The sequence below is a fragment of the Methylotetracoccus oryzae genome, assembly GCF_006175985.1.
In the GTDB taxonomy this organism is placed as follows: Bacteria; Pseudomonadota; Gammaproteobacteria; order Methylococcales; family Methylococcaceae; genus Methylotetracoccus; species Methylotetracoccus oryzae.
The window spans coordinates 122,507-138,158 of sequence record NZ_SRSH01000012.1 but is presented as its reverse complement, the minus strand read 5'-3'; the positions used below and the strand labels follow the sequence as shown (position 1 = coordinate 138,158).

Here is a 15,652-nt window from a genome sequence, read left to right as displayed (position 1 = left end):
CCCGCTCTCGCGAAAGGGGGGCGTGAACAGTTACGGCGACACCGTGCAGCGCTGCGCGCCGACGGCACCCCACCGATTCCCGCATTTCTGTCCGTGTTTTCTCGTCCCAGCACTCGTGCTATAAGCCTAAGGTCTTAGCTCCAAGCGCCAACACCGAGCCCACGGCAAGCCGTCCAATCCAAACTGTTCTCGACCACGCCCGGGGCTCCCAGTTGACCACCTGCCTGCCAAGCTTGGCGAAACACACCGCGGTCGCAGCCGCAAACGGGCATATCCCGGCGGGCGCTGCCCGATCCGCCGAGGCCGTGCCGCGAGTTCCGGGCAGCGGCGCCAGTCCCTCCCATCCAACATCTTCAGGAGATCTTTCATGCTTCGCGTCACCCTGTCTGCCTTGATGGCGTCCGTGCTGGCCGGGAGCCCCTGCGATCAGGCCCACGCGGCAACCGCCAACGCCATGGCGGTCGAAGTGACCAATCGCAGCGAGCCGGTGCAGTGCGCCGAGAAGGACAATGTGACGCTGGCCTTCGCCTCCACGAAGGTCCGCAGCTTTCGCATCGAGGCCGCGCATCCGGTCTATCTGGCGACCGGCTTGCGCGAGAGTTCAGAGGCTGACTGGACCGCCTGCGACATGTCGGCCGATCCCGTCCACAAGGCAGCGGCGCCGCCGCGCAAGACCGTCCTCTACAAGGACAACGAACTGTTGGTCACGGGGGAAACGCTGCCCGCCTTCTGGCGACCGGGTACGGGGACAGTGCGGGTCGGGGACCGCGTCGAGCCAGACCTGCACTTGCTGCAGGTCTGGCTGATGCACGACAAGGTCCCCGAGGAAGTGCTGGCGATCTACCCGCGTGATGGCTACTGGCGCCCACGGCCCCTGTCGCCCACGGGATTGAAAACCGGGCCCTTCGGGAGCTCGTTCCTGATCGGTCCGATCGAACAGAAAAAGCGTCCGTTCGTGGTCATCAAGGAACTGATCTTCGACCCGAAAACGCGCACCTTCGCCGTCACCTTCGAGCGCGGTGGAGCGGCGACCGTGCGCATCGCGGAAGCCAACACCAGCCGCATGGCGCTGGATGTCGTCTTCGACCGCCCCATCGTCGGCAGGCCGCTGGCCATGCTGCGGTCCATGTACATCACGGAGTTCAATAACGACGTCGCACGCATCGCCGTCCGCCAGAAGGGCGCCAAGGCGTGGAACGAGGAAAACATCATGAAGTTCCATCGGGCGCTCGCGACCGAAGTGTGGGCCGGACGCCTGAGCCCTTCGCAGCACAACACGATGTCGCCGGACATCGTGTTCAACGGCTTCTCCGACACCGCGGTTCCGTTGCACGCGAAAAAGGAGCCGCCTCCTCAGGCTCAGCCTTGAGGATGGTTCGCGCAGCCAGACGTCGGCTGCGCGGGACCCGCGAGGGGCTGGCAGTCAGGGCATCTAGCGGAGTAGAGAGACGCCGCGTGCAACCGCAGGACCCGTGCCTCCATGCGGTCAGAGCGAGGACTCGCAGCGCCCCCGACTGCTGACCGCTGACTACGGGGTAGCGGCGGGGAGTCAGCGTCTTCGGGGCAGAGGCGCTAGAAGTCGATCACGAGCCGATCGAAGACCGGTGCAATGATCAGGTCGCCATCGATCTCGCAGGGGTTTCCGTCGGCCAGGGCCTGTTGCACGCCGGGGTAGCGCACGGTCACGCGTTCCGGCAGCGGCCCCGCCAGACTCAGCTCGACGGTCACCTGTGAGGGTTCACGCCAGGCTTTCACGGTAACGGTTCCGAAGGTCGAGGGCAGCTCGTCGAGCAGGATGCCCTCGCCCTCCCACCAGGCGTCCGGAATGGCGCGGAACAGTTCGAGCGTGCTGCCATTTTCCCGCAGCAACATGCGGCGGATGGCGGTTGCGAACTCGGCGCCGATCCACGTGTGGGGCATGTCGCCGATGTATTCCGGCGCGCGCGGGTTACCCCAGATCACCTCCGCCCAGTGCCGCCAGGCGCGGGGCCTGCGCCACCCAAGCGCCGCGGACAGCATCCAGAAGGCGTCGTCGAAGCGACCGAGGGCGACGAATGCGTTGATGTTGCGAATCTCGTAGGGCGTGAAGCAGCCGTCGAAATCGGGCGCGCCATTGGCCCTCATCTGCGCCGCGTATTTGTCGTAGGTCGGCTTCAGGAACTCGGCCGGAAGCACATCGGCCGCCCGGCAGGGCTCGAAGGCGATGGAAGTCGACGTGGCATCGACGTCCTCGCGCTCCGCCGAACCGTAGATCAGATTCGTACCCAGACCTTCGGTGGTCATGCGCATCGAGCGGGCCAGGTTCGCCGCCAGTTCATCGCCCTTGAAACGCGCATGTGCCGCGACCTCGGTATCGCCGAGTTCGCCGGCGAGGAACTCGCAGTCGCGCCAGGCCAGCAGCGCGAAGAAATTGTCCCAGTAGCTGTAGGACGGTTTGCTATAACCCTCGTGGCTGATGGAGGGCGCCAACAAGCCGTGGAATCGCGTTTCCGGCCCATGCAGCGCATTCGTCCGGGCGCAGAGTTCCTCGATGAATCGCGTTGCCCGCACTACCGGCTCGAAAATCGCTTCCAGGAACGCGCGATCCCGGGTCAGACGATAGGTGTCGGCGGCGATCGCGACTAACTCGCCTTGCGCATCGAACTCGATGTCGCTGCCGTACCCGCGGTTGATGGTGCCGTCCTTGTTTAGGATGGGCGGCACCATGCCGTTATCGTAGATCCGCTCCGCGTACCACAGGACATAGGTTTTCGCGTCCTCGACCAGACCGGCATACAGCAGCGCCAGCGCCTGCGAGGAGCCGTCGCGTATCCACGTGCGGTCGTAATTGCGCGGGCCGGGCTTGAACGCAAAGCGCGTCGCGTTCAACAGAATCAGTGCCGTTTGCGCTTCGACCGTATCGCTGACCTCGGGATCGCCCACCGAGATCTTGCGCCGGCCGAGCTTCGCACGCCAGATCCGGGCGACCTCGTCGCGCAGGCTGGCGAAGTCGGCCTCCTCGCGCGGGTCGACGTCGTCCCGCATCGCTGTCGCCGCAACGAAGGCAACGCTGGCACCCGGTGCCAGCTCGAACGCAAACTCGCAAGCGGCACTGAGCAGGCCCGAGTCGGACTGCAGGCTGCTGGCGGTCGGGTGCTGTTCGCTGTCGATCAGGCGCGCCACGTCGCCGCCGTCGAAGTCGGCAATCGTGACGACAGCCGGTTCGGTCGAGAACGTCGCATAGGCTCGCTCATTGACCCAGAGGCGCCGCCCGTCCACCGCAATGTGCGTGATGAACGCATGGCCACCGTGCTGCCAGTACGGATTGACCTGCACCGGGCGCACCGCGAGCACGAGCGTCCCCGATCGCGCGCTGTCCCCGCGGTTCGTGATCCGGTACTCGACCAGCGCTTCGCCGTCGTGGGCCAGCGCCGTCGTCAGCACGTCCATGTTCCCCGCGGACCAGGCCACGCTCGGTATGGGCAGCACGCCTTCCGGCAGCGATTGCGTGATCGTGGGTGAGGCCGGAGCGCCATGCAGGACGCCGTCGAGGCGCAGGAAGGGCATTAACTGCCCGGCACCGAGCTGCGGTTCGAGATTCCCGTATTCGTCGAACAGGGCTTCTTCGGGGTGCCCGATCTCTCCCAGCACCGTCCAGTAGACTTGCCGGGCCCTCAGCGACTGGGGATAAAGGTCGCTGCGCGCGGCCAGGGCGGCGCGTTCCAGCTGACCGATCGGCATGCGATCCTTGTTCAGTATGCGCAGCTTGATTTCATTGACGACCGCACCTTCCGGATCACTCGCCTCGTGCACGGTAAAACGGAAATAGCGGCAATTGGTCGTGCGCCAGTAGAAGCTGTCGTAATCGCCGTTGCCGGTGGCGATCTGGCCAACGTTGCGGTAGTTTTCCCCGTCGTCCGAAAGATAGACCCCGAAAACGGTGCCGTAGGGCTTCCCCCACTCGATCAGCACACCGAGCGGCGAACGCACGTAGCCGAAATCGACCGTGATGCTCTGTCCGGGAAGCAGTTTGACCGGGCCGCGGCCGAAGGCCGGAAGCATGCCTTCCTCGCGCACCGACAGCGCGTCGCCGGGCGCGTAGAGATTGAGCTCGACGATTTCGCGCACCGCGTCGGGCGGGGCGTCGTCTTCGCTCCAGCGCACGAACCGGGCCGGTGTCGGCGGGAACGCGAACACATTCTGTCCGCCCTCGCCGTGGCGCGTGCTGCAGAGGTGGGACCAGACCTGCCCGTCGACCGAGGACTCGAAGCCGTAAACTCCGGCGAACTGCTTACCCCAATAGACTTCGATGCCGCCGAGGGTGGCGACCGTGCCGAGATCGACCTGGAGCCAGGGTTTCGCAGCCGGTCCGGCGATCCAGGAGGTCGAATAATTGTCGTCGATGACCGACCGGGGATCGCCACTGCTGCCGGTGACCGTCCACCGATTTTTCTCTGGGACTTGCATGGAGTCCTCTCCGCTGGGCTTGATTGGGCGCAGAGCTTAACACCGTTTCAGGCGCTGGGCTCGACTGGCGGCAAACGGGATTTCACGGCACGATCTCCGCGGCCGCAGAAGCCCCGTGCGCGGCATCGGGACCAATCCATACGGTGACTTTGGCGGGCTCCGCGGCGAATGTATTCCGCTCGTTCCAGGTCGCGAAGGCGGCCGGCTGCAGTTCGAACTTCACTGACTTTGTCTCGCCCGGCGCGAGCACGACCCGCTGGAAGCCCTTCAGCGCTCGCGTCGGCCCGGCCAGGTGGGTGCCCCGCAGCTGGACATAGACTTGCACCAGCTCCTCTCCGTCGCGCGAGCCCGTGTTGGTCACGGTGGTTTCCACCATCATCGCCGGCGCGGCGAGGCCCTCCCCGTTTGCCAGCGCCTTGTTCAGGGCCGAGGCATGCAGGCGCGTCGTACTGATCGTCGTGCTCCCGTACGCAAATAGGGTGTAGGAGCCACCGTAGCCGAAGGGAAACTGCGGGCTGTTCTGCTCATCCACATAGCGCGACACATATTTGCTTTCGACGCTGTACGGCGGACGGGTGAGATCGCTTTCCCCGGCGGGACGGCCGGTACTGAGCGCGTTGTAGTAGAGCGGAACCTGGCCGACACTGCGAGGCCAGCTGACCACCAGCCGGCCCGAGGGATTCACGTCACCATAGAGCGTGCGAACCAGCGCCGACGCCCCGCCGACGCCCGGGAACCACGCGGAGATCACGGCCGGCACGTGCTCGAATGCCCAGGGCACGGTCAGCGGCCGCCCGCTGAACAGCACCAACACGACCGGCTTCCCGGTCTTGACGACCGCTTCGAGCAATTCCTGTTGTCGGCCGGGGAGTCCAAGATTCGCGCGGGAACCCGCCTCGCCGTGCATCGTCTGATCCTCCCCCAGCGCCAGCAGGACCAGATCCGCCTGGCGAGCCCCGGCCACCGCCGCGGCCATTTCCTCGTCGGAGCCGGTCAGCGTGCCGGTCCCCCTGAACCGGGACACGCGCTCCGCACCGATCCGCCGCGCCAGCGCCTGCGGCAGCGACTCCCGCGGTCCCGCGTTTTCGGGCACGCCTTCCGGGTACGACGCATCGTCGCCCAGCGGGCCGATCACCGCGATCTTCCTCCCCGCATCCGTCAGCGGCAAAAGGGCCTTGCCGTCCGGGCCGTCGACATTCCTGAGCAGCACTAGGGAACGCTCGGCCGCCGTCTGGGCCAGTGCCATGCTCTCAGGATGGTAAAGGGCCTTTTTCGCGGCGCTTTCGTCAGCCAACGGTCGACCGAACAAACCGAGGGCGAACTTGACGCGCAGCACATGACGCACGGCCTCGTCGAGCGTGGCCTTTCCGATCTGCCCGGACTGCACCAGCCCTTGCAGGTGATCGTGATAAACGCTGCTCCCCATGTCGACATCCACGCCGGCAAGCACCGCCATGCGGGCTGCGGCAGCGGCATCGACGGCCACGCCGTGCGCGACCAGTTCGCCGATCGATGACCAGTCGCTGATGACAAGCCCCCGGAAGCCCCATTCCTTCCGCAGGATCTGCCGCAGCGTGAACGGATTGGCCGTCGAGGGCATGCCGTTGAGCGTATGGAATGCGCTCATCAGTGACGCGGCCCCCGCCTGCACGGCGGCATGAAACGGCGGCAGGTAGATCTCGCGCAGGGTGTGCTCGGAGATCTCGGCCGAGTTGTAGTCACGCCCGCCCTCGGCCGCACCGTATCCGACGTAGTGCTTCACGCAGGCCGCGATGCTGTCCGGAGCCGCCAGGCTGGTGCCCTGATAGCCCTTCACATAGGCTGCTGCCATGACGCCGCCGAGCAAGGGATCTTCCCCGGCGCCTTCCGACATGCGCCCCCAGCGCGCATCGCGCGCGATATCCACCATCGGCGAAAAGGTCCACCGGATGCCCTGCGCCGAGGCCTCCATCGCCGCGACGCGGGCGGCCTTCTCCACGATCTCGGGATCCCAGGTCGAAGCGAGTCCAAGCGGAATCGGGAACTCCGTCTTGAAGCCATGGGTGACATCGAGCGCGAAGAGCAACGGGATCCGCAACCGCGATTTCTCTACCGCGATCCGCTGGTAGGCATTGATCTTGGCCGGATCCACGACATTCAGCAGAGACCCGATCTGCCCCCGGCCGATCATGTCTTCGTAGTCGCTTCGGCCCGTACCCGGACCGGTAGGCTGGCCCGCCGAATATTGGACCAACTGGCCGATTTTTTCTTCCAGCGTCATGCGGCGCAGCAACGCATCGACATCGGCCTCGACGCGCGGGACTGCGAAACCGGAGGCAGCTCGTTGCGGCGCCGGCCCGGCCGGCGAGGACGCGCTGCGGGCCGGGCTACCGAACACGAGCGCTAGCGCTAATGCCAGGACCACTCCGACCGCCCTGCCCTCGCCGGACTCGACGGCGTCCCAGCACACCGGCCTCCGTGTCTCGGGCTTCAGGACCGGAAATGTCATGTTCAGGCGAATGTCCTCGGAAGTTGTACTCATCAGGGCTCTTTTGGGTAGCGTGTCGGATATCGAAGTGGGTAACCATCCATCGCCCTTTGCTTGGTCGCGGTAGGGAACCCGCAGGCTAGCCTCCAGGGACGGATTCACGGCGTGTGTCGGACTCCCGGCCCGCTCACGCGGGTGGGGCACTCGAAGCGGTAGGCGCCTGCTGCAAGGACCGGGACCTGTCCTTGGGCGCCATCAACCACACAGAATCCGCGAAATGGGCGAGGCCTTGCCAAGGTGCACAGGTTGTGTGGGTAATCCTGGCAGGACCGATGTTGGCGCAGCGCACTAGGCTGATCTCGACCCGGCCATGCCGTAATACAGGATATAGAGATAACAGGCCGCCGACAGCAGCAAAGCCATTTGAATGCCATAGCGATCCGCCAGTGCGCCGGACACCAGCGGGATGATGGCGCCGCCGATGATCGACATCACCAGAATGCTCGCGCCTTGGCTGGTCAGATGGCCCAGACCGCTGATACCCAGCGTGAAGATCGTCGGGAACATGATCGAATTGAACAGGCCGATACTCACGATGGCCCACATGGCCACCATGCCGTCCGTAAGCGATGTCGTGACGACGAGCCCGCCCGCGATCGCGGCAAACAGGCCCAACAATTTGCCGGCCTCGATTCTCTGAAGCAGGGCTGATCCGATGAAACGGCCAACCATGGCGCCACCCCAGTAATAGGCCACGAATCGGGCCGCCGCGGTCGCATCCAGACCCGCGATATCGGGCTGACCCAGAAAATTGATCAGAAAACTGCTGATGGAGACCTCTGCCCCCACGTAGCAGAAGATTGCCAGCCCACCGAGAACCACATGGGGATGCCGCAAGGCCGCGAAGAGGCCCGCGGGTTTGTGGCCATGCCCCTCCGCCGACGCGATCACCGGCAGCTTCAGGAACGCCATGACCGCTGCAAACCCTATCAGGGCGGCGGCGAGTGCCAGATAGGGCATCTTTACCGACGCGGCCTCCTGCAAGCGGAATGCCTGCAGCAACTCCGGCGAAAGCGAGGGCATGACATCACTCGCACGCAGCCCGGCCTTGAGGATAAAGAGCCCGCCCAGATACGGCGCCAGCGTCGTGCCGAGCGAGTTGAAAGCCTGCGTCAGGGTCAGGCGACTCGACGCGGTTTCGGGCTTGCCGAGAACCGAAACATACGGATTCGCCGCCACTTGGAGCAATGTGATCCCGGCGGCGAGTACGAACAAGGCGACCAGGAACAGTGGATAGGAGGGAGCGCTCGCCGAAGGGTAGAAAAGCAACGCACCGCAACCGGCCGTCAGCAAGCCCAGAACGATACCCTGTTGGTACCCGAATCTCGCGACGATCCTGCCGGATGGCACGGACATGATGAAATACGCACCGAAAAAAGCGAACTGAATAAGCATCGCCTGCGTGTAACTGAGGTCGAACACCGCCTTCAGATGCGGAATCAGAATGTCGTTCAGCGCCGTGAGAAATCCCCAGATGAAAAACAGAAAGGTGACGGCGACGAGGGGCGCTCTGTAGGGTGTTTTCTGCGGCGTATGGTCGCGCACAACGGGCGCTGCTTTGGTCTTCGCCATGGTCGGTCGGGGGTCAAAAGGACGTTTGGGTGTGGCACAGACCTGTGCCCACCGGGCAGTGGATGGAACGTGTCTGCGGGGATTCCTTGGCGGGTACGACAGGGCTCCGGTCGGGCCCCTCGATACTGCGCGAGGTGGTCGGGAAGCGCCTCTTCAATGCCCCGCGCACGGCCAGGTGCCCGAGACCATCCTTGCACTGCCGTCTCGCGCGGCAGTTTAAACCGAGCCGCCCGCCGCGAGAACCATTGATCGACTTTGGAACGGATTGCGTGCGCTTCGGGACGCCGCAAGTCCTGCCGAGCGGCCTCCGCAGAGCAGCAGACGGGAGGCGCCGCGGTCAGGCCGCGGCACGTCGACGAACGGCTGGAGCGGTCGTCACCCGTCGAGGTAATGGATTCGCGTTTGCGCGAGAATGACGGGGAACACGGAAATGACGAACCGGCAACCGGCGTGCGATCGCCCTGAATGTGGCTGAAATCGTTACTGTATGGGTGTCAGAACGACGACCCTGGAGATACCGTCCTTGGTGGCGTTGGCGACGATCTGACCCTGGTTGTTGATACCGACGGCCGCGTCGATCCTCCATCCGACCGACGAAGCCGGGTCCAGCAGTGAATCGAGCGGCGCAGGAACCCCGCGGTCCCAGACGATGGGGGTGCTGGGCCCGATATTCCAGGTCCCCGGTACCCCGTAGGCAGACGTTCCCAGGATTACCCCCGCTCTATTGATGGCGTTGGCACCGCCATAGTTATCGCCGGGCAACAAGGGCAATTCCTCCAGGGCATAGCCCGTGCGTGCTCGCCACAAAAGTGCGCGGGAACTGAACGCGGGATGCCCGGAACCCACCGCATTCCCATTGTCGCTGATTCCATAAGCAAGGCTCGAAGTGTATTCGGGCCGGGTCTGCAGGAGCTGCATGGCGCGTGGCCCGGAATTGTTCCACAGCGCCGCCGTTTGCCGACCCGTGCTGGAGTAGCCAACTGCCTTGCCCATGCTGTTGAATGCCATCGGGAAGCCGGCGCCTCCAAGGATGGTTTCGTTGTACCGGCCGGGCTTCCTGGGATCGGGCGTCCACATTGCGCCCTGCCAATCTGCGGTGCCCCTCCTGATGAAGTGACCGTAGACACGGCCGGCGTCATCGATCCGGAGGGCATGCGTGTTGCCGCCGTTATTCGGGAACACGTTCACCATCGAGTTTCCGGTTTTCACGAAGCCCTGTGGCCGGAAATCGCCCGTATCGGCGCTCCCCACGACCACGCCCGTCACCGAAACGAAGTTGGCTGACGAGTAGTTGCCCTTCTTCGGGGATTTTCCCGTTGAGCTCAGGACGCCGTTCCGATAGGTAAAGCCAACATAGGTCATGGCACTCGCTGCGGTCTGGCAGTAACCGGCGACATCGCCATTGTCGTTGATGCTGTTCGCATAGCCGGAGGTGTATCCACGTAGCACGGGGACTTCGGTCAACTGGTACACACTGTGAGCGGCGGCAACCGCGGCGACACCGAGGGAACCGAGCCCGAGGGCGAGACGAAACAAGGATTTCAACGGCAGGCGCTCCTGAATTGCTAGGGTGTAGATGACCGTCGACAGGGTCGCGGGTCGGCAACACTGACCGGGATCAATACGTGAATGACCCGCTCGGCTCCGAAGGTTCAACAGGGGCATGAATCGGCCTCCTGCGCTGCCCGCCTCAGTCCGACAAGGTGCGCAGGCTCTGCGCCGCCCAGAAACAAGCCCCGGCAAACGCGGCCGCCAGCACGCCCCCCGTCAAAGACCATCCTACCGACATCGTCCAGCCGTTGATGATGACCGACACGCCCAAGGCCGACTGCAAAATATGCAACACGGCCACCAACGCAAACAGGATGCCGGACGTCCATACGACTGCGACGGCCCCCCGCGGAGCCGCGGGGCTTTCCGACTCGGCTTCCTTGTCCTGCGCAGTTTGGGCGGCCTCCCGTTCGCGCTGCTTAAGCATCCGCTTGCGTTGTCGGTTCTGCTCACGGGCCTTCTCGTTCTGTTGTTTTCGGTACAGTGCAATGCCCTTGGCGATACCCTGCGCCACGAGCTTGGTCTGCTCCGGTGTCTGACCCGGCGCCTTGACGCTGCGCGCTACGCGCAGCGCAGCCGCGTCGATATTGCGTCCCGCCTGTTCCTGAAACCGCTCTTTTCGGCTTTCCGATGACATGAATTGTTGCCTCTCTACACCGCTGCATTGATCCGCATCGTCCCCTGAGCGGCGGGTCGACATCCCGCGCCGCATCGAGGAAGACAGCGCACGGAGTTTACGCGCGCCGAGGGGAAACCGGACGTACAATCCCTGGCCTATGGCACCAAGCTCCCGTCTTTACTACTTCCATGACCCGATGTGCAGTTGGTGCTGGGCCTTCGCCCCGGCGTTGCGCGAGGTCGAATCCCGCTTGCCGGACGGAATGCGGCTGATCCGCGTGCTGGGCGGGCTGGCACCGGACACCGAGGAGCCGATGCCGCCCGCGATGCGCGACAAATTGCAGGCCATCTGGAAAACGATACAGGCTAGGGTCCCCGGCACCCCCTTCAACTTTCTCTATTGGGAAGTCTGCACGCCCCGGCGCTCGACCCACCGCGCCTGTCGGGCGGTGATCGCGGCCAGCCGGCAAGGCGATCATGAAGGGCCGATGATCGACGCCATCCAGCGAGCCTACTACCTGCGGGCGATGAATCCGTCCGACCGATCCACCCTGATCGCCCTCGCCGGGGAACTGGGGCTGGACGTCCCGTGCTTCGAGCACGACCTGGACCACCCCGATACACAGGCCGAGTTGGAGCAGCAAATCGCCTTTAGTCGAGAACGCGGCGTTCGCGGCTTCCCGACACTGTTGCTGGAAACGTCGGGTGAGTGGCAAGCCATCGAGATCGACCCCAACCAACCGGATGTCGTCCTCGCCCAGCTGCGGACCCGTTGAATGTCGGGGACTTTCGAAGCGAGGCGCTACTGCGCGGCATCCCTCGTGCTCCGGCGAAGGCACTGCCCTGAATACTCGAGGTGATCACCTGTCCGACAGACTGACGAAGACGTCGGCCAATGTATTTCGCCGCGCGTCGTGCGGCGGGTTGGGTAGGTATCGGGGGGACTCAGAAGACTGGAAGGGTGTGCCAGGAGAGGGGGACATCGATTGGGGGGAATCTCCGTCCTTGTTTCCCCTGGCACGACTGAACTATAGGACACCCCGCCAAGATGTGATGGCGCTCACAGCTTTTTCTTCTGACCCGGCTTCATCCGGGGCCAGCCTCAACCGCCATCCGCTTCGCACGAAATCCTGTTCGAGCCGGTTGGGTCACACCCGAGCCGGCGTCGCTTCTGGCGCGCATCCAACCGCAACGTGTTGCAATCGTCGTATCGCCGGATGAACTCGCCGTGTTTTCGCCCTGGGATGGAGCGCCTTGGCGGGACGGCTGGGACCAGCGGCTCGGTAGCGGCTGACGGCGATCGATCGTGGGTACTCAGTTCCACCTCGACACCCACATCCTGATCCGGCTCCACGCGGACACCGACCGGGCCTGGCTGGATCAATCACCTAGGGTCGAAACCAAGCCCGCCGCAAAGAAACGGATCAGTTCATTGAGCCGGCCCTCATGGTCGCTAAACATGTTAGGATTCAAACAGATCGGACGATTCAGGGCCGGGGCGCCGATCATCGGCCTCGGCCCACAAGGAACTCACGCATGCTGACCGGCGAACTTCGCAGCCAAATCGACGCCATCTGGAACGCGTTCTGGACCGGGGGCATCTCCAACCCGCTCGAAGTGATCGAGCAGATCACCTACCTCCTGTTCATCCGCCGGCTGGATGACGCCCACACGCTGGAGGAGAGCAAGGCGACCATCCTGCGGCAGCCGATGACGAACCGGGTCTTCCCCGAGGGCCAGGACGCCAGGGGCCGGGCCTTTGACGACCTCCGCTGGTCGCGCTTCAAGCACTTTGCCCCGTCCGAGATGTTCGTCGTGGTCGGCGAGCACGTCTTTCCGTTCCTGCGCAGCATGGGCGGCGACGGCTCGACCTACAGCCATCACATGAAGGACGCCCGGTTCACGATCCCGACACCCGCGCTGTTGGCCAAGGTCGTCGACATGCTCGACCACGTCCCGATGGACGACCGGGACACCAAGGGCGACCTGTACGAATACATGCTCGGCAAGATCGCCACCGCCGGGCAGAATGGCCAGTTCCGCACGCCCCGCCACATCATCCGGCTGATGGTCGAACTGACCGCACCCACGCCCAGGGACATCATCTGCGACCCCGCCTGCGGCACCGCCGGTTTCCTGGTCGTCGCCGGGGAATACCAGCGCGAAAACCACCCGGACCTCTTCAAGGATGAGGACGCCCGAACCCATTTCCACACCGGGATGTTCCACGGCTACGACTTCGACAACACCATGCTCCGCATCGGCAGCATGAACCTGGCGCTGCACGGGATCGAGAACCCGGACATCCGCTACAAGGACTCGCTGGCCCAGGACCACGCCGGTGACGAGGAGAAATACTCGCTTATCCTCGCCAATCCGCCGTTCGCCGGGTCGCTGGACTACGAGAACACCGCCAAGGACCTGCTGGCGCTGGTCAAAACCAAGAAGACCGAGTTGCTGTTCCTGGCACTATTCCTGCGCCTCTTGAAGCCCGGTGGACGTGCTGCAGTCATCGTGCCGGACGGTGTGCTGTTCGGTTCATCCAAGGCGCACAAGGAACTGCGCCGGATGCTGGTGGAGGACCAGAAGCTCGATGGGGTCGTCTCTCTACCATCAGGCTGCTTCAAACCCTATGCCGGCGTCTCGACGGCGATCCTGCTGTTCACGAAGACCAATTCGGGCGGCACCAACCACGTCTGGTTCTACGACATGCAGGCCGACGGCTGGAGCCTGGACGACAAACGCCAACCCTTGCTGCCCGAGGACAAGCTCGGCCTCGCCCCCGACCATATCCTGACGCGCGAAGAGCACGCCAAGAACAACCTGCCCGATGTGCTGACGCGTTGGGCGCTGCGCGATACCAGCGAGCGCCAACGGGAACGCACGGAGCAGAGTTTTTGCGTACCGAAGGCCGACATCGCCGCCCAGGGCTACGACCTCTCGATCAACCGCTACAAGGAAGTCGTCCACGAGGCGGTCGAGCATCTGCCGCCGAAGGAGATTCTCGCAAAGCTGGCCAAGCTGGAGGAGGAGATTCGGGCGGGGATGAAAGCGCTGGAGGGGATATTGAAGTGACCTTCATCTTTGCGCCGCTCGGCGAACTGGCATCGTTGCAAGCCGGTTACGGATTTCCCATTGAACTTCAGGGGCGAGCCAGCGGTGACTATCCATTTGCCAAGGTGGGAGATATTTCTCGATGCGGACGCTCAGCCAGTTCGGTCTTGGTCGATGTCGAGCACTATGTTGACAAAGAAGACCTAGCAAAACTTAGGGCAAAACCAATCCCTGCAGGAAGTGTTTTGTTTGCGAAGATTGGAGAAGCTATTCGCCAAAATCATCGGGTGATCGCTGGATGCGAGATGCTCGTGGACAACAATGCGATGGCCGCTATACCGAATCGCAAAATTGACGGTCGATTCCTATATCACTTCCTGAGAACCGTCGACTTTTACAGGTTGGCTCCAGCAACGACGGTCCCTGCGCTTCGAAAAAGTGATCTGGAGAGGTTGCCCACACCGTGCCCACCCCTCTCCGAACAAAAGCGCATCGCAACTATCCTCGACCAAGCCGATGCCCTCCGCGCCAAGCGCCGGGAAGCCTTGGAGGAACTTGACAAGCTCACCCAGTCGATTTTCATCGATATGTTTGGGGACCCCGTTGCGAACCCGAGAAGATGGCCGGATCCGAAACTCGGCGGATTACTCACGTTCCAACAGTATGGACCGCGCTTCTACAATGAGTCCTACGCCAACGACGGGATCCGAATCGTAAGAATCACCGACCTTAATGCTCGCGGCGACCTCGATTTCAATGCGATGCCCAGATTATTGGTCTCAGATGCGGATCGAGGAAAATTTGCGCTACGTCCAGGTGACCTAATCTTCGCGCGAACCGGCGCTACCGTGGGAAAAACTGCACTGATCCAAGCAGCTGATCCGCCATCCATTGCGGGCGCCTACTTCATCACCATGCGATTTCAAGAAGCACTCAATCCGATCTACGCGAAAGCGGTCCTAACTTCCCCTTCCGTGCAAGCGATAGTAGCGCGCCGTTCACGACAAGCTGCGCAACAGAACTTTAGCGGACCGGCGTTACGTAATTTACCTATGCCCCTACCCCCGAGCGAGTTACAGATCGAATTCGCACATCGAATCCGCGCTAGCGACAATTTGAGGCTCGTTCATTGCAAGTCACTTTCCTCCTTCGACTCCCTTTTCAGATCCCTCCAACACCGCGCCTTCCGAGGAGAGCTCTGATGCGTCCCTCCGAAGCCTTGAACCTCTACCGCGACCGCATCCGGGAAATCGTCCTCAGCCATCGCGTGACGAATCCCCGCGTGTTCGGCTCAGTGCTGCGCGGTGAGGACACCGAGGAGAGCGATCTAGACATTTTGGTCGAACCGACGGCGGACACGACGCTGTTTGACATTGGCGCCATTCAATTCGAGCTTTCGGAATTGCTGAACGTTTCGATCGACGTGCTGACACCCCGCGCCCTGCCGGAGTCATTCCGCCATATCGTGGAACAAGAAGCACAGCCTATATGAACCCGGTGCAGCGACTACGTCTGACGGACTACCTGGGTCACATGCTGGAGGCCATTGAGCGGTGCCATGAGTACATCGCAGACATGGATGAGGCGGCCTTTCTGTCGGACCGGAAGACACAGGACGCTGTCATCCGCACATTCGAAGTGATGGGCGAAGCATCCAACAACATAAGGAAGCACTTTCCGGAGTTTGTGGCCACACACCCCGGGATTCCGTTTGGTCAGGCAGTCGGTATGCGCAACGTCCTGTCCCACGGTTACTTCCTGGTGGATTTGACGGCCGTCTGGAAGACCATCCACGCCGATTTGCCACCGCTCCGGGACGCCGTGAAGACCTTGCTTGATTCGCTACCTGCCTCATGAGCGCACGGCCTTCGGTCACATGTGTCA

11 protein-coding genes are annotated in these 15,652 nt (G+C 63.2%); 6 read left to right on the top strand and 5 right to left on the bottom strand.

Annotation, left to right across the window (positions count from 1 at the left end; translation table 11 throughout):
• Nucleotides 1-367 precede the first annotated feature (367 nt).
• Entirely contained in the window at nt 368-1,369 is a 1,002-nt protein-coding gene (locus BWR02_RS13500; protein WP_201276267.1) for a hypothetical protein, read from the top strand.
• Between the two features lie 203 nt (nt 1,370-1,572).
• Here BWR02_RS13500 and BWR02_RS13495 read toward each other — a convergent pair whose 3' ends face one another.
• The 5 genes from BWR02_RS13495 to BWR02_RS13475 all read right to left on the bottom strand — a co-directional run bounded on the left by BWR02_RS13495 (nt 1,573) and on the right by BWR02_RS13475 (nt 10,733).
• The gene (locus BWR02_RS13495) at nt 1,573-4,446 is read right to left on the bottom strand and encodes a discoidin domain-containing protein (RefSeq protein WP_139558367.1); all 2,874 of its coding nucleotides are present in this window, start codon (nt 4,444-4,446) and stop codon (nt 1,573-1,575) included.
• An 82-nt stretch (nt 4,447-4,528) separates the two neighbouring features.
• Entirely contained in the window at nt 4,529-6,967 is a 2,439-nt protein-coding gene (locus tag BWR02_RS13490) for a glycoside hydrolase family 3 N-terminal domain-containing protein (protein WP_139558365.1), read from the bottom strand.
• Nucleotides 6,968-7,261: 294 nt separating this feature from the next.
• Complete coding sequence (locus tag BWR02_RS13485; RefSeq protein WP_139558363.1) at nt 7,262-8,545, bottom strand: sugar MFS transporter; 1,284 nt, start codon at nt 8,543-8,545, stop codon at nt 7,262-7,264.
• A 480-nt stretch (nt 8,546-9,025) separates the two neighbouring features.
• Nucleotides 9,026-10,090, bottom strand: coding sequence for a hypothetical protein (locus BWR02_RS13480; RefSeq protein WP_139558361.1), 1,065 nt, complete (start codon nt 10,088-10,090; stop codon nt 9,026-9,028).
• A 145-nt stretch (nt 10,091-10,235) separates the two neighbouring features.
• Nucleotides 10,236-10,733: a DUF2956 family protein gene (locus BWR02_RS13475; RefSeq protein WP_162560147.1), complete on the bottom strand. Its 498-nt coding sequence runs from the start codon at nt 10,731-10,733 to the stop codon at nt 10,236-10,238.
• Nucleotides 10,734-10,872: 139 nt separating this feature from the next.
• Here BWR02_RS13475 and BWR02_RS13470 point away from each other — a divergent pair, with 139 nt between their 5' ends.
• From BWR02_RS13470 to BWR02_RS13450, 5 genes are all read left to right on the top strand, one after another.
• Nucleotides 10,873-11,490, top strand: a complete 618-nt coding sequence (locus BWR02_RS13470) for a DsbA family protein (RefSeq protein ID WP_139558357.1) — start codon at nt 10,873-10,875, stop codon at nt 11,488-11,490.
• Between the two features lie 760 nt (nt 11,491-12,250).
• Entirely contained in the window at nt 12,251-13,789 is a 1,539-nt protein-coding gene (locus tag BWR02_RS13465) for a type I restriction-modification system subunit M (RefSeq protein ID WP_139558355.1), read from the top strand.
• The gene (locus BWR02_RS13460) at nt 13,786-14,970 is read left to right on the top strand and encodes a restriction endonuclease subunit S (protein ID WP_162560146.1); all 1,185 of its coding nucleotides are present in this window, start codon (nt 13,786-13,788) and stop codon (nt 14,968-14,970) included. Before BWR02_RS13465 ends, BWR02_RS13460 begins: the two co-directional genes overlap by 4 nt.
• Complete coding sequence (locus tag BWR02_RS13455; protein WP_139558351.1) at nt 14,970-15,260, top strand: nucleotidyltransferase family protein; 291 nt, start codon at nt 14,970-14,972, stop codon at nt 15,258-15,260. Before BWR02_RS13460 ends, BWR02_RS13455 begins: the two co-directional genes overlap by 1 nt.
• Nucleotides 15,261-15,265: 5 nt before the next feature.
• Nucleotides 15,266-15,625, top strand: a complete 360-nt coding sequence (locus BWR02_RS13450; RefSeq protein WP_201276266.1) for a HepT-like ribonuclease domain-containing protein — start codon at nt 15,266-15,268, stop codon at nt 15,623-15,625.
• The last annotated feature ends 27 nt before the right edge of the window (nt 15,626-15,652 follow it).